The organism is Buttiauxella sp. S19-1, assembly GCF_022134725.1.
Classification (GTDB): domain Bacteria; phylum Pseudomonadota; class Gammaproteobacteria; order Enterobacterales; family Enterobacteriaceae; genus Buttiauxella; species Buttiauxella ferragutiae.
The window spans coordinates 1-19,938 of sequence record NZ_JAHWLU010000025.1 but is presented as its reverse complement, the minus strand read 5'-3'; the positions used below and the strand labels follow the sequence as shown (position 1 = coordinate 19,938).

Annotated in this window: 17 protein-coding genes; 8 read left to right on the top strand and 9 right to left on the bottom strand. The window is 49.9% G+C overall.

Going from position 1 to position 19,938, the window contains the following annotated elements:
• Positions 1 to 27 precede the first annotated feature (27 nt).
• A complete protein-coding gene (gene fghA / locus MES37_RS08455) occupies positions 28 to 858 on the bottom strand; it encodes an S-formylglutathione hydrolase (protein WP_237931045.1) in 831 nt (276 codons plus the stop codon).
• A 106-nt stretch (positions 859 to 964) separates the two neighbouring features.
• On the opposite strand from fghA, the gene MES37_RS08450 reads away from it, so the two are divergent.
• From MES37_RS08450 to mglC, 7 genes are all read left to right on the top strand, one after another.
• On the top strand, positions 965 to 2,089 hold the full coding sequence (locus MES37_RS08450; RefSeq protein ID WP_237931029.1) for a YbfB/YjiJ family MFS transporter: 1,125 nt from the start codon (positions 965 to 967) through the stop codon (positions 2,087 to 2,089).
• A gap of 116 nt (positions 2,090 to 2,205) precedes the next feature.
• Positions 2,206 to 2,871 carry a GTP cyclohydrolase I FolE gene (gene folE, locus MES37_RS08445; RefSeq protein WP_064545000.1) on the top strand — a complete coding sequence of 222 codons (666 nt, stop codon included), beginning with the start codon at positions 2,206 to 2,208 and terminating at the stop codon, positions 2,869 to 2,871.
• Positions 2,872 to 2,890: 19 nt separating this feature from the next.
• Complete coding sequence (gene yeiB / locus MES37_RS08440; RefSeq protein ID WP_133521932.1) at positions 2,891 to 4,048, top strand: DUF418 domain-containing protein YeiB; 1,158 nt, start codon at positions 2,891 to 2,893, stop codon at positions 4,046 to 4,048.
• Positions 4,049 to 4,203: 155 nt separating this feature from the next.
• A complete protein-coding gene (gene galS, locus MES37_RS08435) occupies positions 4,204 to 5,226 on the top strand; it encodes an HTH-type transcriptional regulator GalS (protein WP_064545004.1) in 1,023 nt (340 codons plus the stop codon).
• A gap of 290 nt (positions 5,227 to 5,516) precedes the next feature.
• On the top strand, positions 5,517 to 6,515 hold the full coding sequence (mglB, locus tag MES37_RS08430) for a galactose/glucose ABC transporter substrate-binding protein MglB (protein WP_064545006.1): 999 nt from the start codon (positions 5,517 to 5,519) through the stop codon (positions 6,513 to 6,515).
• Between the two features lie 203 nt (positions 6,516 to 6,718).
• Positions 6,719 to 8,239, top strand: coding sequence for a galactose/methyl galactoside ABC transporter ATP-binding protein MglA (gene mglA, locus MES37_RS08425; RefSeq protein WP_064545008.1), 1,521 nt, complete (start codon positions 6,719 to 6,721; stop codon positions 8,237 to 8,239).
• 19 nt (positions 8,240 to 8,258) lie between these two features.
• Entirely contained in the window at positions 8,259 to 9,269 is a 1,011-nt protein-coding gene (gene mglC / locus MES37_RS08420; RefSeq protein ID WP_064545011.1) for a galactose/methyl galactoside ABC transporter permease MglC, read from the top strand.
• A 41-nt stretch (positions 9,270 to 9,310) separates the two neighbouring features.
• On the opposite strand, the gene MES37_RS08415 is transcribed toward mglC, so the two are convergent.
• The 6 genes from MES37_RS08415 to ldtB all read right to left on the bottom strand — a co-directional run bounded on the left by MES37_RS08415 (position 9,311) and on the right by ldtB (position 14,176).
• The gene (locus tag MES37_RS08415) at positions 9,311 to 10,084 is read right to left on the bottom strand and encodes a hypothetical protein (protein WP_121815219.1); all 774 of its coding nucleotides are present in this window, start codon (positions 10,082 to 10,084) and stop codon (positions 9,311 to 9,313) included.
• A 23-nt stretch (positions 10,085 to 10,107) separates the two neighbouring features.
• The gene (gene sanA, locus MES37_RS08410; protein WP_133521930.1) at positions 10,108 to 10,821 is read right to left on the bottom strand and encodes an outer membrane permeability protein SanA; all 714 of its coding nucleotides are present in this window, start codon (positions 10,819 to 10,821) and stop codon (positions 10,108 to 10,110) included.
• A 131-nt stretch (positions 10,822 to 10,952) separates the two neighbouring features.
• Positions 10,953 to 11,837, bottom strand: coding sequence for a cytidine deaminase (gene cdd, locus MES37_RS08405; protein WP_121815220.1), 885 nt, complete (start codon positions 11,835 to 11,837; stop codon positions 10,953 to 10,955).
• Positions 11,838 to 11,967: 130 nt separating this feature from the next.
• Complete coding sequence (locus tag MES37_RS08400; RefSeq protein WP_064545019.1) at positions 11,968 to 12,663, bottom strand: CidB/LrgB family autolysis modulator; 696 nt, start codon at positions 12,661 to 12,663, stop codon at positions 11,968 to 11,970.
• Positions 12,660 to 13,061 carry a CidA/LrgA family protein gene (locus MES37_RS08395; protein ID WP_133521928.1) on the bottom strand — a complete coding sequence of 134 codons (402 nt, stop codon included), beginning with the start codon at positions 13,059 to 13,061 and terminating at the stop codon, positions 12,660 to 12,662. Before MES37_RS08395 ends, MES37_RS08400 begins: the two co-directional genes overlap by 4 nt.
• 194 nt (positions 13,062 to 13,255) lie before the next feature.
• A complete protein-coding gene (ldtB, locus tag MES37_RS08390) occupies positions 13,256 to 14,176 on the bottom strand; it encodes a L,D-transpeptidase (RefSeq protein WP_064545113.1) in 921 nt (306 codons plus the stop codon).
• Positions 14,177 to 14,408: 232 nt separating this feature from the next.
• Between ldtB and MES37_RS08385 the strand changes: the two genes are divergently transcribed.
• The gene (locus MES37_RS08385) at positions 14,409 to 16,004 is read left to right on the top strand and encodes an ABC-F family ATPase (protein WP_064545022.1); all 1,596 of its coding nucleotides are present in this window, start codon (positions 14,409 to 14,411) and stop codon (positions 16,002 to 16,004) included.
• A gap of 136 nt (positions 16,005 to 16,140) precedes the next feature.
• On the opposite strand, the gene MES37_RS08380 is transcribed toward MES37_RS08385, so the two are convergent.
• Both MES37_RS08380 and MES37_RS08375 read right to left on the bottom strand, forming a co-directional pair.
• Positions 16,141 to 18,504 (bottom strand): glycoside hydrolase family 31 protein, encoded by a 2,364-nt coding sequence (locus MES37_RS08380; protein ID WP_237931025.1) that lies wholly within the window; start codon positions 18,502 to 18,504, stop codon positions 16,141 to 16,143.
• 17 nt (positions 18,505 to 18,521) lie between these two features.
• Positions 18,522 to 19,823, bottom strand: a complete 1,302-nt coding sequence (locus tag MES37_RS08375) for an MFS transporter (protein ID WP_064545025.1) — start codon at positions 19,821 to 19,823, stop codon at positions 18,522 to 18,524.
• Positions 19,824 to 19,938 lie beyond the last annotated feature (115 nt).

Here is a 19,938-nt window from a genome sequence, read left to right as displayed (position 1 = left end):
GGGGTGAGGGCAAACTAAATCAAACAGTTACCCCAAATGCTCCGCGTGGAACCGCAAATGGTCTTCCACAAACGAAGCAATAAAGTAATAACTATGGTCGTAACCTGGCTGCACCCGCAGAGTTAACGGCCAGTTTTTCTGCCGCGCCACTTCAGCAAACTGCGCGGGTTGTAGTTGATCTGCTAAGAACTGATCGGCATCCCCTTGATCGATAAGCACCGGAATCGCCTGCGCGCTATCGGCCTGCATCAATAAACAGCAGCTATCCCATTCGCGCCATTTCTCTTCGTCTGCACCTAAATAAGCCGCAAACGCTTTTTTCCCCCACGGGACGCGCGTTGGATTCACAATCGGCGCAAATGCAGAAACCGAACAATAACGGCCAGGGTTTTTCAACGCGATGCTCAGTGCGCCGTGGCCACCCATCGAATGGCCGAAAATAGAGGCTTTATCGCTGATGCTGAAATTATCGGCAATTAACGCGGGCAACTCGTGATTAATGTAGTCGTACATGCGGAAATGGTCAGCCCACGGCTGCTCTGTCGCGTTCAGGTAAAAACCTGCGCCCTGGCCGAGATCGTAACTTTCATTATTCGGCACATTTTCACCGCGCGGACTGGTGTCCGGCATCACCAGAACAATGCCCAGTTCAGAAGCGACACGTTGTGCGCCCGCTTTAGTGGTGAAGTTTTCGTCGTTACAGGTCAGGCCTGACAGCCAGTACAGAACGGGTGGGGGAGTGGTGCGCGGAGTTGGCAGAAAAATACTGAACGTCATCGGGCATTTCAATACCGAGGAATCATGGCGCCAGCGCTGCTGCCAGCCTTCAAAACATCGGTGTTCTTCAAGCAGTTCCATATAAATGTCCTTAAATATATTCAATATCAATGAATAACTTTCACTTCACCCCAGTCTAGTCATGCGGCATCATGCTGGCAACGAAATCGTAACAATTGGGGGCGGTGTGGCACTTCGTATCGCGTTGACGGGATTTCTGGTGTTGGTGGTGGCAATGGGCATTGGCCGCTTTGCCTTTACGCCACAAGTCCCGCTGATGATAGCGGAAGGGCAACTTACCTTAACCAGTGCGGGTTTGGTAGCCGCGATTAACTATCTCGGCTATCTGATTGGCGCGTGGGATGCCATGCGCGCGCACCGGCGTGTCGAATTCCGTTTGATGCTCGGTGTTTGGGGGGCGGTGGTTTTGACGCTGTTATCCGCCACCGTCGATTCCGCATTGTGGCACGCGCTGATTCGCTTCCTGATTGGCTGTGCCAGTGGCTGGGCAATGGTGTTAATTGCCGCCTGGAGCAACGAGCAACTGGCGCGTTTAGGCAAGCCCGGTTTAAGCGCTGCGGTATTTGCCGGTCCTGGTGCCGGGATATTTATCAGCGGTTTGCTGGCGGTGGCGATCCACAGTTATGGTTTATCCGCAGCTCACGGCTGGTTGGTTTATGGCGTTCTGGCGTTGTTATTGATCTTATTAATCGCCCGCAACTTGCCACGCAAAGGGGAGTTACATCGCCCGGAAACGGCACCCGAACCGCTGGTTTTAACCGCGCCGCTCAAACGGCTGGTGTTGAGCTACAGCCTCGCCGGATTTGGCTATATTCTGCCCGCGACGTTTTTATCGCAAATGGCTAGCGCACGTTTTCCTGGTAGCGTATTCGCGCAATTCGTCTGGCCGATATTTGGCGGTGCGGCGGTATGCGGTATTTTGCTGGGTATTGCCACACGATTTTGGCTGCAAACCCATCAACGCTTAGCGCTGGTACTTTGGTTGCAGGCGCTTGGAGTATTCGCCTCAGATATCATTCCCGGTATCAGCGGGCTGGTTCTGGGGGCGTTGTTAGTGGGCGGCGGGTTCTTATGTGCGGTGCAATTGTCATTACAATATGGCCGTGAACTGGCACCGCAACATACCCGTTATATGGCGGGATTACTGACCAGCGGATACGCGATGGGGCAGTTGGTTGGGCCAATGTTATCGGCAACCTCGACTTCGCTAACCGGGCAACTGGAGCCAGCTTTATATGTCGCAGGGTTGGCATTGTTGGTTGGTGGCGGTTTAGTTTGGCGAAGGTTTTGACGATTTCATTAATTATCGTTCGCACTACTGGATTATGCGACCGTGCTCACGCACAATAAGCGCACACTTTGCCCCATGTAGGGCCGAGGTCAGCCACACCTGCAGGAGAAAATAGTATGCCATCATTAAGTCCAGAAGCCGCATTGGTTCACGAAGCATTAGTTGCACGCGGCCTGGAAACCCCGCTGCGTCCGCAATTGCGTGAACTTGATAACGAAACCCGCAAACGTCAGATTGCCGAGCATATGACGGAAATCATGCAGTTGCTGAATCTTGATTTGAGCGACGACAGCTTGATGGAAACGCCGCATCGCATCGCCAAAATGTATGTCGATGAGATTTTCTCCGGCCTCGATTATGCCAACTTCCCAAAAATCACCGTCATCGAAAATAAGATGAAGGTCGATGAAATGGTCACCGTGCGCAACATCACGCTCACCAGTACCTGTGAACACCATTTCGTGACTATCGACGGTAAAGCGACAGTTTCATATCTGCCAAAAGATACCGTCATTGGCCTGTCAAAAATTAACCGCATTGTGCAATTCTTTGCCCAGCGCCCGCAGGTTCAGGAACGCTTAACTCAGCAAATCCTGATTGCCCTGCAAACGCTGCTTGGCACCAACAATGTGGCGGTATCTATTGATGCGGTCCATTATTGTGTGAAAGCGCGTGGTGTGCAGGACGCAACCAGTGCCACGACGACCACGTCGTTAGGCGGCTTGTTCAAATCCAGCCAGAATACCCGTCAGGAATTTCTGCGCGCTGTGCGTCATAACTAACATTTATCAGGCAGGGTGTATGGAGAGAAACGGTACGCTGGATTTTGTCCGTGGCGTCGCTATTCTCGGCATTCTGCTGCTTAATATCGTGGCCTTCGGTTTGCCGAAGGCGGCGTATCTGAACCCTGCCTGGTCCGGTGCTATTACTGACCGCGAGGCCTGGACATGGGCCATTCTTGATCTCTTTGCCCAGGTCAAATTCCTCACCTTATTCGCTTTATTATTTGGCGCTGGCTTGCAGATGTTGTTACATCGCGGCAAACGCTGGATTCAGTCACGTCTGACGTTATTAGTCTTGTTGGGTTTCATGCACGCTATCTTGTTATGGGATGGCGATATTTTGCTGGCTTATGGTTTAGTCGGCCTGGTGTGCTGGCGCTTGATTCGCGACGCGCCGGGGATTCGCTCACTGTTTAATACCGGGGTAATTCTCTATCTCACCGGCATTGGGGTATTGCTGTTGCTGGGCTTTATCTCTGGTGATGCGCCGAACCGTTCCTGGGTGCCGGATGCGGCCAACCTGCAGTATGAGCAATGGTGGAAATTGCAGGGCGGGAGCGAAGCAATCAGTAATCGCATTGACTTACTTTCCTCAAATTTAGTGGCGTTAGGCGCGCAGTACGGCTGGCAACTGGCTGGAATGATGCTGCTTGGTGCGTCATTAATGCGTAGCGGTTGGTTGCGTGGGGAGTTCAGTTTGCATCATTACCGCCGCACCGGCTGGTGGCTGATTATCGTCGGTATGTTAATCAACATTCCGGCTATTTATGCCCAGTGGCACCTTGGCTGGGGTTATCGCTGGTGTGCTTTCTTGCTGCAAGCCCCGCGTGAATTGAGTGCGCCGTTTCAAACTATCGGTTATGCCGCGCTGGCATTTGGCTACTGGCCGCAGCTTTCGCGTTGGCGACTGGTGAATGCTGTCGCGCATGTCGGGCGCATGGCGCTATCGAATTACTTGCTGCAAACGCTGATTTGCACCGCATTCTTCTTCCAGATGGGCGGTTATATGAAGTATGACCGCCTGTCGCTGCTGGCTTTCGTTCCCGCCGTCTGGGTCATCAACATTGTCTTTTCAATGCTATGGCTGCGTTTCTTCCGCCAGGGGCCAATTGAATGGCTATGGCGACAACTCACAGCACGTGCTGCTGGGGTTTCTCTGAAACATACAACAAGATAATGATATACATCACAAACGTTAACGATTTGTATGTAACCGTTTTCATCGATGTGATCATCCTCACGTAGTCATTCCCGCGTCGCTGCCAGAATAGCCACCTTGCCAAATACAGGGTGCATTCATGAGACTAACTCCTCTTTCGACTGGTGAAAAATATGATCACCATTCGTGACGTTGCCCGCATCGCCGGTGTCTCAGTGGCGACCGTTTCTCGTGTACTTAATAACAGCGCGCTGGTCAGTGCGGACACCCGTGAAAGCGTAATGCAGGCGGTGGCGCAACTGGGTTATCGGCCAAACGCTAACGCCCAGGCTCTGGCAACTCAGGTCAGCGATACCATCGGCGTGGTGGTGATGGATGTGTCCGATCCGTTCTTTGGCGCGCTGGTGAAGGCCGTGGATGTTGTGGCACAGCAGCACAACAAATATGTGCTCATCGGCAACAGCTACCACCAGGAAGAAAAAGAGCGTCATGCCATTGAAGTGTTGATTCGTCAGCGCTGTAACGCATTGATTGTTCATGCTAAAGCTCTCGGCGATCAAGAATTAGCTGAGTTCCTCGATCAAATTCCCGGCATGGTGCTGGTTAACCGAATTGTGCCGGGCTACGAACACCGTTGCGTGGGGCTTGATAACGTCAGTGGTGCGTTGATGGCAACACGAATGCTGTTTAATCAAGGTCATCAACGCATTGGTTATCTGGCCTCCAGTCATGCGATTGAAGATAACGCACAACGCCGTGAAGGCTGGATGCGTGGCATGACAGAGCAGGGGATTACCCCGCCAGAAAGCTGGGTAGGCGTAGGTTCACCGGATATGCAGGGCGGCGAAGCGGCAATGGTGGAATTGCTTGGCCGCAATCTGCAACTCAGTGCGGTGTTTGCTTACAACGACAGCATGGCGGCCGGAGCGTTAACCGCCTTGAAAGATAACGGGATTGTCGTGCCGCATCATGTTTCAGTGATCGGTTTTGATGATATTCCCATCGCGCGTTACACCGATCCGCAACTCACCACGGTGCGATACCCCATTGTTTCAATGGCGCGTCTGGCGACGGAACTGGCGCTACAAGGGGCGGCAGGAACGCTCGATATTGGTGCAACGCACTGTTTTATGCCGACTTTGGTGCGCCGTCATTCGGTGGCTCCACGGCAAATTGCGGCATCGATCACTCTCTGAATAAAGTCTTTGATGTAACCGGTTTCAATTTGTGAGTAAATTCACAGTTAATTAACATTGCGATGACTATGATGTCAGCGTTTTATCAGCTGAAACTATATGTAACGCTGACTCATCAGTTTGCGCATAGGTATTAAGCAAAAAAATCATCAATAAAAGCAGTTATGGATCGTTACCGAACACGGAAGAGTTTTTTACTATAGAAAATTTTCGGCATTCAGTAACATTTTTGTAACAGTGCTGCCTGCCTGAATACCTAATGTACTACCCTGCAAAAAACCGGAGATACCATGAATAAGAAGGTTTTGACCCTGTCCGCTGTTATGTCTTGCATGTTGTTTGGCGCAGCCGCTCATGCAGCTGATACCCGTATTGGTGTGACCATTTATAAATATGACGATAACTTCATGTCAGTGGTTCGCAAAGCAATTGAGAAAGACGCAAAAGCTTCTCCAGACGTAGAACTGCTGATGAACGACTCGCAAAACGACCAGTCCAAGCAGAACGATCAGATTGACGTACTGTTGGCAAAAGGCGTGAAAGCACTGGCAATCAACCTGGTTGACCCTGCTGCTGCGGGCACCGTTATCGAAAAAGCTCGCGGCCAGAACATTCCAATCGTGTTCTACAACAAAGAACCTTCTCGTAAAGCGCTGGATAGCTACGACAAAGCTTACTACGTGGGTACTGACTCTAAAGAGTCTGGCATCATCCAGGGCGACCTGATTGCTAAACATTGGGCAGCTAACCCGGCATGGGATCTGAACAAAGATGGTCAGGTTCAATTCGTTCTGCTCAAAGGCGAACCAGGCCACCCGGATGCTGAAGCTCGTACTACCTATGTTATTAAAGAGCTGAATACCAAAGGCCTGAAAACTCAACAGCTGCAGTTAGATACTGCAATGTGGGATACCGCTCAGGCAAAAGATAAGATGGACGCATGGTTGTCTGGCCCGAACGCTAACAAAATCGAAGTGGTTATTGCCAACAACGATGCGATGGCAATGGGTGCAGTTGAAGCGCTGAAAGCGCACAACAAATCTTCTATTCCAGTCTTTGGTGTTGATGCCCTGCCAGAAGCTCTGGCACTGGTTAAATCTGGCGCAATGGCCGGTACCGTTCTGAACGATGCCAACAACCAGGCTAAAGCAACCTTCGATCTGGCTAAAAACCTGGCCGATGGTAAGCCTGCCGCTGAAGGCACTAAGTGGAAGATTGAGAACAAAATCGTTCGTATCCCATACGTCGGTGTTGATCAGAGCAATCTGGCTGAATTTACTGGTAAATAAGTATCCTTCATACTTCGAGCCGCAGATGCGTTAACTGCACTCGCTCACCCCGGTCACTTACTTAAGTAAGCTGCCGGGGACTCACGAGCTTGTCGCCTTTGTGCAACTCGAATTATTTTGGATATGGTTTTAAAAAAAGTGTCGAGCCGGATGTGATTTTCGTCCGGCTCAATCCACTCAGTGACACTATTGGAACCGTAATTATGGTCGACAATATTACAAATCAGTCGTCGGAATATTTGTTGGAAATGACCAACATTAATAAATCATTCCCCGGCGTTAAGGCACTGGATAATGTTAATTTAAAAGTTCGTCCTCATTCCATTCACGCATTAATGGGTGAGAACGGTGCAGGCAAATCAACATTATTAAAATGCCTATTTGGGATCTATGCCAAAGATTCCGGCAGTATTCTTTTTCAGGGACAAGAAGTTAACTTTTCCAGCACCAAAGAAGCGCTGGAAAATGGTATTTCTATGGTGCACCAGGAGTTAAACCTGGTTTTACAACGTACCGTAATGGATAACATGTGGCTGGGGCGCTACCCAACTAAAGGTGTATTTGTCGACCAGGACAAAATGTACCGCGATACCAAACACATTTTCGATGAACTGGATATTGATATTGACCCTAAAGCACGTGTGGGCACATTGTCAGTATCACAAATGCAGATGATCGAAATTGCCAAAGCGTTTTCTTACAATGCCAAAATCGTCATTATGGATGAGCCAACATCCTCGCTGACAGAAAAAGAAGTTAATCACCTTTTCAAAATCATCCGTAAATTAAAAGAACGCGGCTGCGGTATTGTTTATATCTCCCACAAAATGGAAGAAATTTTCCAGCTGTGCGATGAAATCACGATTTTACGTGACGGGCAGTGGATTGCCACCCAGCCATTAGAAGGGCTGGATATGGATAAAATTATCTCCATGATGGTGGGCCGCTCGCTAAACCAACGCTTCCCGACAAAAGAAAACGTGCCGGGTGAAGTGATTATGGAAGTCCGTAACCTGACTTCACTACGTCAGCCTTCGATTCGCGATGTTTCCTTTGATTTGCACAAAGGGGAAATTCTTGGCATTGCTGGTCTGGTCGGTGCAAAACGTACTGATATTGTTGAAACACTTTTTGGTATCCGTGAAAAATCAGACGGTACTATTACGTTGCACGGCAAAAAGATTAATAACCATAGCGCGAACGAAGCGATTAACCATGGCTTTGCCCTGGTGACAGAAGAACGTCGCTCAACCGGTATTTATGCGTACCTGGATATTGGTTTTAACTCACTGATTTCTAATATTCGCAATTATAAAAACAAAGTTGGCTTACTGGATAATTCGCGCATGAAAAGCGATACCCAATGGGTAATCGACTCAATGCGTGTCAAAACACCAGGTCATCGCACGGCGATTGGTTCGCTGTCCGGTGGTAACCAACAAAAAGTGATTATTGGCCGTTGGTTATTAACACAGCCAGAAATTTTAATGTTAGATGAACCGACTCGCGGGATTGATGTTGGGGCTAAATTTGAAATTTATCAGCTTATTGCTGAACTCGCCAAAAAAGGGAAAGGAATCATCATTATTTCGTCCGAAATGCCAGAGTTGTTAGGGATTACAGATCGTATCCTGGTGATGAGCAATGGTCTCGTTGCCGGAATTGTAGACACTAAAACAACCACGCAGAACGAAATATTACGTCTTGCGTCTGTGCACCTTTGATAATTTAGGGGCTATTAAAATGAGTGCGTTAAATAAGAAAAGTTTTCTAACTTATCTGAAAGAAGGCGGCATTTATGTCGTATTGCTGGTGCTGCTGGCGATTATTATTTTCCAGGACCCAACGTTTTTAAGCTTGATGAACTTAAGTAACATTCTGACCCAGTCTTCCGTGCGTATCATCATTGCATTGGGTGTGGCGGGGCTGATTGTGACTCAGGGTACTGACCTGTCAGCAGGTCGCCAGGTAGGTTTAGCGGCGGTTGTCGCGGCGACATTCCTGCAATCAATGGAAAACGTAAACAAAGTTTTCCCTGAAATGAGCACCATGCCAATCCCGTTGGTTATCCTGATCGTTTGTGCTATCGGCGCAATCATTGGTCTGGTTAACGGTATTATCATTGCTTACCTGAACGTGACGCCGTTTATCACCACTTTGGGTACCATGATCATCGTTTACGGTATCAACTCCCTGTACTACGACTTTGTTGGCGCATCGCCAATTGCGGGGTTCGATAGCGGGTTCTCGACCTTTACCCAGGGCTTTATCAAGATGGGTAACTTTAAGCTCTCGTACATCACGTTCTATGCGTTGATTGCGATTGGCTTTGTCTGGATTCTGTGGAACAAAACGCGCTTTGGTAAGAACATCTTCGCCATCGGTGGTAACCCTGAAGCCGCTAAAGTTTCTGGTGTTAACGTTGCACTGAACCTGATCATGATTTACGCGCTGTCTGGTGTGTTCTACGCCTTCGGCGGGATGTTAGAAGCTGGGCGTATCGGTTCTGCGACCAACAACCTTGGCTTCATGTACGAACTGGATGCGATTGCGGCGTGCGTCGTCGGCGGTGTGTCATTCAGCGGCGGCGTGGGGACGGTCGTGGGCGTGGTGACCGGTGTTATCATCTTCACCGTCATCAACTACGGTTTGACGTATATCGGCGTGAACCCTTACTGGCAGTACATCATCAAGGGTGCGATCATTATCTTCGCGGTCGCACTGGATTCATTGAAATACGCACGTAAGAAGTAATTTATTGTCAGGGTGGGCGAAGGCTCACCCTGATCATTTAATCAAAATGCACTGTCAAACTGCTCTTTTTTATCCACCGGATAAACTTTCCCATCAAAACGCAGAATAATATCTGTTTCCTCTTCGCCAACCTTTGTTTCTGCACATTTACCGGCTTTATCCCGGTTTGTTTCATTTGAGACTTTTTTATCGTGTACTCGCAGATCGGCATAGCCGTTGCTGGTAGTGTTTAACACCGAAATAGTTCGCTTGTTTTTCGTAAAATATCCCGTGCAAGCCCCATCCCACTCTCCGCTGTCAATCACCATACTGAAGTGATTAACCAGCAAAGGCAGCGTTTTGTCTTTAAGCACATACATATTCAGGCTTTCAACACCGAACTGGTTAACATTGGAAGAACCAGTATGGACAAAGCGGATGGCAAAGGCGCGTAAATCTGGGGTGAGCTGGTAACGTGCTGTATCGATGGTGACAGAGCTAGTTGCTATCGCATCATCCTGAATGGCTTGCGGGTGGGTATTGCGCGCAATTACCTTACCGCTATGTGTGTCCGTCACTAACACATCGACGTCGTAGATGGGCATATTGGGGTCAGCGTCGGGTGCGGATAACATCATCACCATAATGGTTTTGTCTGGAGCCCACGGCCACACTTTGCAGGCACTGTTACTTTCATTTAGCTGACTTGTAGGATGCAGCAACGCGGCCTGTGTTTTTAACTGCGCCATGCATTCTTCTTCTGCCTGCGCCAGTGCAGGTGCAGCCAGCAGACTGAGTGCGGGAACCAATGCCAGTAATATTTTATTAACAGCCATTCTTCCTTCCTTGAGGGCTTACTTTAGGGTTTTTTCTGTAACTCCAGCAACTGTTCTGGCGTCACAGCCGGATAAGCTTGTGCATCTTCAGGTACTTCATGCATTGCAGGAATTGGCACTAATGGGCCAAGAAAACGCGGTTCACGTTTAAAGATATACAGATCCGCGAGCGCGCCTAATCGGGCACCAAATTCACGGATACGTACAGTCATCATATTTTTGGGCGAGGGAACGGCGTAACACTGCGCCTGAATACCCATATGCAAGGCAATAAATAGCGCACGTTCGCAATGGAAACGCTGAGTGATAATGATGAAATCGTTGGTATCAAAGACTTTGCGGGTACGAACGATAGAATCCAGGGTACGAAAACCAGCGTAATCCAGCACGATGTCGGCCGGGTCAACACCACCGGCAATCAGATCTTTACGCATGGTCATGGGTTCGTTGTAGCTTTGCTGGGCATTATCGCCGCTTAACAGCAGGTAATTTACTTTACCGCTGTTATAAGCATTTAACGCGCCCTGAATACGGAATTGGTAATACTGATTAATCACGCCTGTGCGGTAATATTTGGCGGTTCCAAGCACCACGCCGACCTGGCGGTAGGGCAAGTCCTGCAATTCATCATAGACGTAAGGCGCAGTTTTCCAGCTTATCCAGCGGTCAAGACATAGCGCAGCGACCACAGCCAATCCGATTATCACCAACAGGCTATAAAACACGCGCTTCAACATGGACTTGCGGCTCTAAAAAAGGAGGGAATTTTATTCAAGGCTACTTTACCTGGTGGGTAAGAGCAAGATTCACTGCGTTGGTTGCGTTAAATTTAAACAGTACGGACGCAAGCACGCCCGTACTGTGAATATCAATTCAAAAGTGCGCGGTCAATATTCATACAGCCCAGCGCTTTTAGTGTGGCAGCGGTCGCATCCCATTGAGTTAGTGGTGCTTCGGCTTTTTCAGCAAGTATTGCCCGCTGAATATCGTTATAGTCATAACCCGAAAGACTCAGCAGATTCAGTGCGGCCTGCAGTGGTGGCAGGGAAGGATTGAATGCCGCGTTTTCTGCATAGCTCCCTTTGAAAATCGTCCCGTCACGCATTTCCAGCGCCACACCTGAAGGCGCGTTGCTGTACGGCGCATGGCTACGGTTTGCCGCGGCAATGGCGGCACGGCTTAATTCATCGCCCTGCAACTCAAAGCCATGGTCCATTTCATCAAGCAGCAAGGTTTTGATTTCTAAATCGCGTGGGCCAAAGGCATCAGGCAGATAATCGCCAAGCGTGGCGGGTTTACGGCCTGGCAAATTAATGCGTAGTGCTACACCGCTATTCAGCTCGTTCATAAACTGGCGGCAATGGCCACAAGGTGTGTAGTTAACCGTAATGGCGGAGAGTGCTTTTTCACCGCGCATCCACGCGTGAGTAATTGCGCTCTGCTCGGCATGAACGGTCTGCTGCATGGTGGAGCCGAGAAACTCCATATTGCCGCCAAAATAAAGGTTACCGCTTACACCGCGCGCCACAGCGCCGACATAAAACTGTGATAAATCAGCACGTGCACAAGAGGCTGCGAGTGGCAATAAGGCGAAGGCCAATGCATCGTCATCAAGGCCGGTCTGAGCTTTCAGTGATTCTACTTCGGAAGCAATAAACATTGCTGGGAAATGAGAGTCAGTAATCAAGGGTTGCAGTGCGGTTTGCAGTGCAGCCGGGAGTTGTGCGAGAGCAGCCTGAAAACGTGAGCGCATGGAAATTAGCCTCATAACAAGTGATTGACCCGTAGTTTACGGGTCTGTATAGGCTTTATATGTGATCTTCATCTAATTACAAATGCAACGTATGAAATAAAGAATGAAAATGCGCGATCTCTCGCAAGTTTTAACCTACCACGGCCAAAATAACCGGGAACAGGAACGGGGCAATCAGTGAGGTAATGATGCCGCAGATCACCAGCGCCAATGAGCTAAAAGCCCCTTCCTGGTAATCAAGTTCCGCGCAGCGAGCGGTGCCGAGGGCATGAGATGCCGTCCCCATCGCAAGACCACGAGACGCCTTAGTGGTAATGTTCATTAAATTCAAAAGGGTATGACCAAATACGGCACCCAAAATACCGACAAAAATCACACAGACTGCGCTAATCGCCGGGATCCCACCGATACTGCCACCGACTGCCATTGCGATAGGGGTGGTCACTGATTTCGGCAAAATCGAAGCGGCAATTTGCGGAGTTGCGCCCATCAGTAATGCCACCGAAGTACCGGTAATCATCGCCACCATGCTGCCAATAAAACAGATAGTGATAATGGATTTCCAGCGCGCGCGAATCTGGTGAAGCTGTTCGTAAAGCGGGAAGGCGAGGGCAACAACGGCCGGTTGCAGCAAGTCATTTAATACTTTACTGCCTTCGAAATAATGTTCGTAAGGGGTACGGGTCAAGACCAGGATTGGGATTATCACAATCATGGAAATCAGCAACGGGTTCAGAACCGGCGATTTATAACGGACAGCAACCTGGCGAGCCAGGAAAAAAGTCGCCAGTGTTAAAGGTAAAGACCACCAAAGATGATGAATCATTTTGTCTCACCCTCGCGCTCGCTCACCACTTTACGCTCGCCATGCATTAACTGGGAACTCCAGCTCACCACCACTAACACCACCAGGGTACTGATAAAACATGAGACCACGACAGGGCCAAATTGTTGTTTTATTACATCGACATACTGCATCACACCTACGCCAATCGGCACAAACAGCAGCGCCATGTTACGAATCAATATTTGGCAACCGGGTTTAACCCATTTGGCAGGGACGATTTGCAGCGACAGCAATACAAACAGAATCAGCATGCCAATAATGCTGCCGGGGATGGTGATAGGAAGCAGTGACGAAATGGCAATACCTGCATATAAGCATATGTAAATTAATATAAATGCCCGCAGGTACTGCCATAGTGCGGTGAGTGAGTTACGCATAGTGATTACCTTTTAGAAAACGCATTCATCATACAATTAAACTCAAAAATGTGCTACCGGTCACATCATGAATTATTAGCATACCAAACATTCCTGTCTGGAACGTTCCAGAAAGTTTTGGGCATTATCACAACACGTATTTTGAGGACAAAAAAAGCGGCCCGTAGGCCGCTCTTCAAAGCTGTAATCTTCGCTTAGTTCAAGCGTACCGGCATACCGGAACGGCCCTGAATAGCTTGATCCAATACGGTGCTGTCAACGTCAGGCTGAGCGGTAATCGCGGTCACGTTGTTTTTCAGCGTGATAGGGACAATCTCAGTGGAGTTGAACTGCGCTTCAGTGGTCGACAGTGGGTTATGCACTTCAATGTAGCGCGTACCATCTGGCTCAACGGTGGCTTTAACCGGTTCGTTGATGAACTGAACGCGGGTACCGACCGGCACTTTCTCGAACAGGAATTTGATGTCTTCATTACGCAGACGCACACAACCGTGGCTCACGCGCAGGCCGATACCAAAGTTTGCGTTGGTACCGTGAATTGCATACAGACGACCAATGTACAGTGCATACAGACCCATCGGGTTATCCGGGCCAGCTGGAACAACCGCTGGCAGTGGCGTACCGGCAGCAATATATTCTGCGTGCATTTTCTTCGTTGGCGTCCAGGTTGGGCCCGCTTTCTTACGTTCTACTTTTGTTGTCCAGTTCAGTGGGGTGTCTTTACCCAACTGGCCGATACCGATTGGCAGCACGATAACCGTGTTGGAGCCAGCAGGGTAATAGTAGAGGCGCATTTCAGCACTGTTAATAACAATACCTTCATGGACGGTGTCCGGCAGAATCAGCTGCTGAGGAATATTCAGGATGGTACCAGGCTTTGGCAAATACGGGTCAACACCCGGGTTTGCTTCCAACATGTTGGAAAGACCCATCTGGTAACGTGCTGCGAATTCTTCCAGCGGTGCGGTGCTACCTTCAGGAATGGTGACAACCTGGTTTTGACCAATCAAACGGCTGCCATCAGTAGGCAGAGGATAGGTCACGGCAGAAGCTGTTTTGCTAAAAGACACGACAGCCACAAATGCCAGTAAAATAGTGCGTAGTTTCATATTCATGGTATGCGAATTATTTACGGCCATGCAGGCTAGTTAGTGAAGAAACGGAGCGGTTTAGCCGCGCATTATATGTGCATTCTCGCGACCAGGGAAATCAGATGTGGATTAAATCACATTTTTTTCCATATTGATTATTTTATCGCCAGTGAACAAGCAGGGCGATCTGCACATTGAGTTATGGCATAATGTGCCGGATCTCACATCTTAAAACTTCTTTTACCAGGACATCTCTGTGCTAGTTTCCAGCAACGTCACAATGCAGTTCGGCAGTAAGCCGCTGTTTGAAAATATTTCTGTCAAATTTGGCGGCGGCAACCGTTACGGCTTGATCGGCGCTAACGGTAGCGGCAAGTCTACCTTTATGAAGATCCTCGGTGGCGATTTAGAGCCAACGCTGGGTAACGTTTCACTTGATCCGAACGAACGCCTCGGTAAGTTGCGTCAGGATCAATTCGCCTTTGAAAAATTCACCGTGCTCGACACGGTAATCATGGGCCACGCTGAACTCTGGGAAGTAAAAGAAGAGCGCGACCGCATTTACGCGTTACCAGAGATGAGCGAAGAAGACGGCTACAAAGTGGCTGACCTGGAAGTGTTGTACGGCGAAATGGACGGTTACACCGCTGAAGCACGCGCGGGCGAACTGCTGTTAGGTGTCGGCATTCCTGTAGAACAACATTACGGCCCGATGAGCGAAGTTGCTCCAGGCTGGAAACTGCGTGTGTTGCTGGCGCAGGCACTGTTCTCAAACCCAGAGATTCTGCTGCTTGATGAACCGACGAACAACCTGGACATCGACACCATTCGTTGGCTGGAAACCGTGCTGAACGAACGTAACAGCACCATGATTATCATTTCGCACGACCGTCACTTCCTGAACATGGTGTGTACTCACATGGCGGATCTGGACTACGGCGAACTGCGTGTTTATCCAGGCAACTACGACGAATACATGACGGCAGCAACACAAGTGCGTGAACGCCTGCTGTCTGACAACGCGAAGAAAAAAGCGCAGATTGCAGACCTGCAATCCTTCGTTAGCCGTTTTAGTGCCAACGCCTCTAAATCTCGCCAGGCGACTTCTCGTGCGCGTCAGATTGATAAAATCAAACTCGACGAAGTTAAAGCATCCAGCCGTCAGAACCCGTTCATTCGCTTCGAGCAGGACAAGAAACTGTTCCGTAATGCGCTTGAAGTTGAAGCTATGTCTAAAGGCTTTGATAACGGCCCACTGTTCAAAGGCGTTAACATGCTGCTGGAAGTGGGTGAAAAACTGGCGATTCTGGGTACTAACGGCGTGGGTAAAACCACTCTGCTTAAAACCCTGGTTGCTGAACTGACTCCAGACGCAGGTACTGTGAAGTGGTCTGAGAATGTGCAAATCGGCTATTACGCGCAGGATCATGAATACGAATTCGAAAATGACCTGACTGTGTTCGACTGGATGAGCCAGTGGATGCAGGAAGGCGACGACGAGCAAGCGGTGCGCAGCATTCTTGGCCGTCTGCTGTTCAGCCAGGATGACATCAAAAAGCCTGCTAAAGTGCTTTCCGGTGGTGAAAAAGGCCGCATGTTGTTTGGTAAGTTAATGATGGAACGCCCGAACGTTCTGGTGATGGATGAACCTACCAACCACCTGGATATGGAATCTATCGAGTCGCTGAACATGGCGCTGGAAATGTACCCAGGCACGCTGATCTTCGTTTCTCACGACCGTGAGTTTGTTAGCTCGCTGGCAACGCGTGTGATTGAGATTACCCCAGAGCGTGTGATTGACTTTACCGGCGGGTACGAAGATTACCTGCGCAGTAAAGGTATTGACGGTTAATTTAGTTTTGTAGGGTGGATAAGCGCTAGCGTCATCCTCCATTTGCACCTGATTGTCGGATGACGCTGCGCTTATCCGACCTACGAAATAGCTTCGTCAGCAGTTTTAAACCGCCTTTCGGCGGTTTTTTTATATCTTAAATCTTCAATAAATCCTGCTCAATGCCATCAACAACCAAACGGCGTTTTTCCCCAGCAGGAAGCGTCAACTTCATCTCGCTCCATGCCGGTTGATAATCCCCTTTACGGCTAAACGACACATGAATCTCATCTGCCGTACAGCGAATTTCCCAGCTCAGCCACAACGCATTACCTTGCTGATAACCCCATGACTCGCCGTCGTCTTCAAACAGGCTGCCGTGTGAAACGCCAGTCCCTTGCAACGGATACACTTTCAACTCGCGCACATTATCAGCGCTCGCTAACACATGCGTAATGCGTGCAGAGTGCGGCAGGGCAGCACCGGCGCGCACCAGCAGCGGCAGGCGTTCGAGCGGAGCATCAACCACAATTGTCTGGCCGCCGCTATACCACTGGCCGGTGTAGTAATCGTACCAACCCGCGCCGTTTTCTGGCAGCCAGATTTCGCGCTCGCGTTGGCCTTCTTCCACCACACTTGCGACCAGCAAATCACGGCCCAGCATAAAGTCATCACACTCTTCGAAGGTTTTCGCGTCGTGCTCATGATCAAGGAAGGTGGAGCGCAGCATCGGTTCGTCGTCAGCATGGGCTTGCCACAGCAGCGTGTAGAAATACGGTAGCAGGCGATAGCGTGTTTCAATCGCGCTACGGATTGCCGGAGTCACACTTGCGTACATCCACGGCTCGTTGACAGTCTGGTCATCATTCCATGAGTGAATGGTGAAGCGCGGGTGCATCACGCCATTTTGTACCCAACGGACAAACAGCTCGGCATCTGGTTTGTCGCCAGAGAAACCGCCGACGTCATGCCCGACGTTATACAAACCTGACAGGCTCATGCCCACGCCCATACGAGTGTTGTAGCGCAGCGTATTCCAGTTGGTGCGGTTATCGCCGCTCCAGGTTTGCACGTAACGCTGCATCCCGGCGCAACCTGAACGCGAAATCAAATACGGGCGTTTTTCCGGTGCAAAGGCTTGTTGTGCTTCGAGTGAGGCACGCATCATCAACAGCGGCATGACTGGGCGAATATTTTTGATGGCGATTTCCTGGCCAAAGCCGTAGCAACGTGCTTCGCCATCCCACACTTCGTATTCGTTGTTATCGTTCCAGGTGGAGTCGATACCCATTTCCAGCAGTTGCGTAGTGACGCCGTTTTGCCACCATTTGACCGTTGCCGGGTTGGTGAAATCGAGGTGTGAACCTTCATCGTCCCAGAAGATCGAGCGTTCCGGGCTATCTTGCTCGGAATCTTTAATAAACAGACCTTGCTCAACCACTTCCTGATAACGAGGATGATCCTGCAACAGGCACGGCTTAATGTTCGCCGCCAGTTTGATGCCCGCATCGTGGAATGCCTGGCTCATCACTTTTGGTTGCGGCACTTTGTCGTAGTTCCAGTTGAACACATAACGCTTGTTTTTGATGGAAGTGTAGCCCGATGACAACTGGAACGAATCGCATGGGATCGCGTGTTCGTCGCACAGTTTTATAAAGCTCATCAGCTGGTTTTGCGCATCCGGTGCGTCGGTGTAATGCATGGTTGAACCGCTGTAGCCGAGGCTCCATTTCGGGCCAAACAGCGTTTTACCGGTCAGGCGCACAAACGCTTTGGTGACGTCTAAAACCTGCGGGCCGAGGAACAGGTAATAATCGACATCGCCTGATTCTGCCTGCCAGCGGCGGTAGGGCAGGTGGTAGTTGTCGATTTCGTTACCCAAATCCAGCCAGCAGCAGCTCAGGTTGTCGTAAAACATCCCGAAGCTCACGTCCGGGCGGCGCGTAATGGTAAACGGAATATGTTTGTACAGCGGATCGGTAGACTCCGCGTTATAGCCCATTGCGTCGAGGTTGCGCATTTCATAACGCTTACCGGTGCGCTGCAACGGGCCAGCTTTTTCGCCCAGGCCGTAATAACGTTCTTCTTTGAAGCGGCGCTGATAATGCGCCACGCCATCGCCATGGGCGTTCAGCAGATAAGCGCTGGTTGGGCGGTCGCTTGCCAGCAATTGCCACTGGGAATCCTGATTCAGATATTCCCACTCCAGCCACAGCGGCTGGTGAACAGTGACGCGCAGTTTATCGGTGCTGATGCGCAGAGTGTCATCTAATTCTTCTACCGTGAAACCAGGCAGAGCGAAACCTTGCAGGCTTTCACGGTCGCGGCCTTCCCACGGCACATCACTTTCTGGCGCAATGCTCCAGGTGCGGTTCAGTGCCAGTTTGTTTTCGCGCTTAATTAGCACGCGGAACATGCCTTGCTCCAGCACGAACAAATTCAGGCGATGTTTGCCATCCACGCTTAACTCCACGTGGTGGGCATCAGATTTTAATAGTGTCCAGGTTTTCAACGTTTTCATCGTTCACAATCCATCTATCAGGCGCGCTTAGTGCGGCGTTCAGCAATAAAAGAAACCAGGAATACAGCGCCAATCAGGTCAAAGAAGCCCATGGCGATAAACAGCGGGTTGTAGCCAATTTTGTCGGCGGTGACGCCAATCAACAGTGAGAATAAGAAGCTGGCGATCCAGGCCGCAGAACCGCGCATGCCGTTGACCGTCGCCATCTGGCCTTTATCAAAGGAGTCCACAACCAGCGCACTCAACATGCAGGAAATAATCTGGTGCCCGAAGCCACCAATCGAAATCAATGCAATGGTGACGTACGGATCTTTAGTGATGGCAACCAGTGCCAGCGAGATCATCAGGAAAGCCCCGGTCACCGAACTGGCGACGATGGAGTTGGTGCGTGAGTAACCGAACCAGCGGGTATAAAGCTTGGTCAGATAGCCACTTGCCACGCTGCCGAGGTCGGCGGCGAGGAACGGCAGCCAGGCGAACATGGCAATTTGTTTGAGATCCATTCCACGTTCGTTTGCCAGATACAGCGGAACCCAGAAGCTCAACACTGCCCATGCCGGTTCGGCCATAAAAGCAGGGATAGCAATACCGTAGAAACGCTTGTTTTTGCCGACGGTTTTCAGTGCAGTCAGGAAAGGCAGTTTCACCGCAGCAGGTTCGTTATCTTGTTTGATGAACTCCAGTTCTTCTTTGCTGAGGTTCGGGTGCTGTTCCGGGTTGTGATAGAACATCCACCACAAAATAACCCACAACATGGCTAACACGCCGGTGAACATAAACGCGCCCTGCCAGCCGAAAGAGGCATGCGCAAAATAGACAATTGGCGGTGCCAGCATGGCACCAATCGAGAAACCAACGCCTGCCCAACCCGCAGCAATAGGGCGCTCTTTTTTCGGGAACCATTCGCCAATCGTTTTGGCGTTAGCCGGGGTTGCCGCAGCTTCAGCACCGCCCATAAAGAAGCGCAAAATAGCCAGATGCAGCCAGCTTCCGGCACCTGCGTGCATGATGCACACTACCGCCCAAAGACCTGCGCAAATTAAGAAGCCCAGCTTGAGGCCGATTACGTCAATCAGCCAGCCACAAATCGGTTGGAAGAGGGTATAAGCAAGCTGGAATGAAGCGACAATCCAGGAATATTGTTCAGTGGTAATACCAAGACTGGTTTTCAGCTCTGGAGCCAAAATACCCAGTGAGTTCCGGGTAATGTAGTTAACGGTAACGCCTAACAAGAACAGCACCAGAACCCACCAACGCAGGTTGCGGATGGTGCGCCTGCCCTTTACGGCAGTGACACCCGGATTAATGCCATGACTCATGTCGTTCTCCACGAAGCAGCTGTATCTATCGGAAAAATTTATCCATTCATTGATTGAATAAATTTGTATCTCATTGATTAATAATTATTTTAATGAATGCTTGCCAAGAAATAGC

Excerpts from the sequence above, each read along its gene's own strand:
- fghA (WP_237931045.1), bottom strand. The coding sequence starts at position 858 with ATGGAACTGCTTGAAGAACACCGATGTTTTGAAGGCTGGCAGCAGCGC.
- folE (WP_064545000.1), top strand. The coding sequence starts at position 2,206 with ATGCCATCATTAAGTCCAGAAGCCGCATTGGTTCACGAAGCATTAGTT.
- yeiB (WP_133521932.1), top strand. The coding sequence starts at position 2,891 with ATGGAGAGAAACGGTACGCTGGATTTTGTCCGTGGCGTCGCTATTCTC.
- galS (WP_064545004.1), top strand. The coding sequence starts at position 4,204 with ATGATCACCATTCGTGACGTTGCCCGCATCGCCGGTGTCTCAGTGGCG.
- mglB (WP_064545006.1), top strand. The coding sequence starts at position 5,517 with ATGAATAAGAAGGTTTTGACCCTGTCCGCTGTTATGTCTTGCATGTTG.
- mglA (WP_064545008.1), top strand. The coding sequence starts at position 6,719 with ATGGTCGACAATATTACAAATCAGTCGTCGGAATATTTGTTGGAAATG.
- mglC (WP_064545011.1), top strand. The coding sequence starts at position 8,259 with ATGAGTGCGTTAAATAAGAAAAGTTTTCTAACTTATCTGAAAGAAGGC.
- MES37_RS08415 (WP_121815219.1), bottom strand. The coding sequence starts at position 10,084 with ATGGCTGTTAATAAAATATTACTGGCATTGGTTCCCGCACTCAGTCTG.
- sanA (WP_133521930.1), bottom strand. The coding sequence starts at position 10,821 with ATGTTGAAGCGCGTGTTTTATAGCCTGTTGGTGATAATCGGATTGGCT.
- cdd (WP_121815220.1), bottom strand. The coding sequence starts at position 11,837 with ATGCGCTCACGTTTTCAGGCTGCTCTCGCACAACTCCCGGCTGCACTG.
- MES37_RS08400 (WP_064545019.1), bottom strand. The coding sequence starts at position 12,663 with ATGATTCATCATCTTTGGTGGTCTTTACCTTTAACACTGGCGACTTTT.
- MES37_RS08395 (WP_133521928.1), bottom strand. The coding sequence starts at position 13,061 with ATGCGTAACTCACTCACCGCACTATGGCAGTACCTGCGGGCATTTATA.
- ldtB (WP_064545113.1), bottom strand. The coding sequence starts at position 14,176 with ATGAATATGAAACTACGCACTATTTTACTGGCATTTGTGGCTGTCGTG.
- MES37_RS08380 (WP_237931025.1), bottom strand. The coding sequence starts at position 18,504 with ATGAAAACGTTGAAAACCTGGACACTATTAAAATCTGATGCCCACCAC.
- MES37_RS08375 (WP_064545025.1), bottom strand. The coding sequence starts at position 19,823 with ATGAGTCATGGCATTAATCCGGGTGTCACTGCCGTAAAGGGCAGGCGC.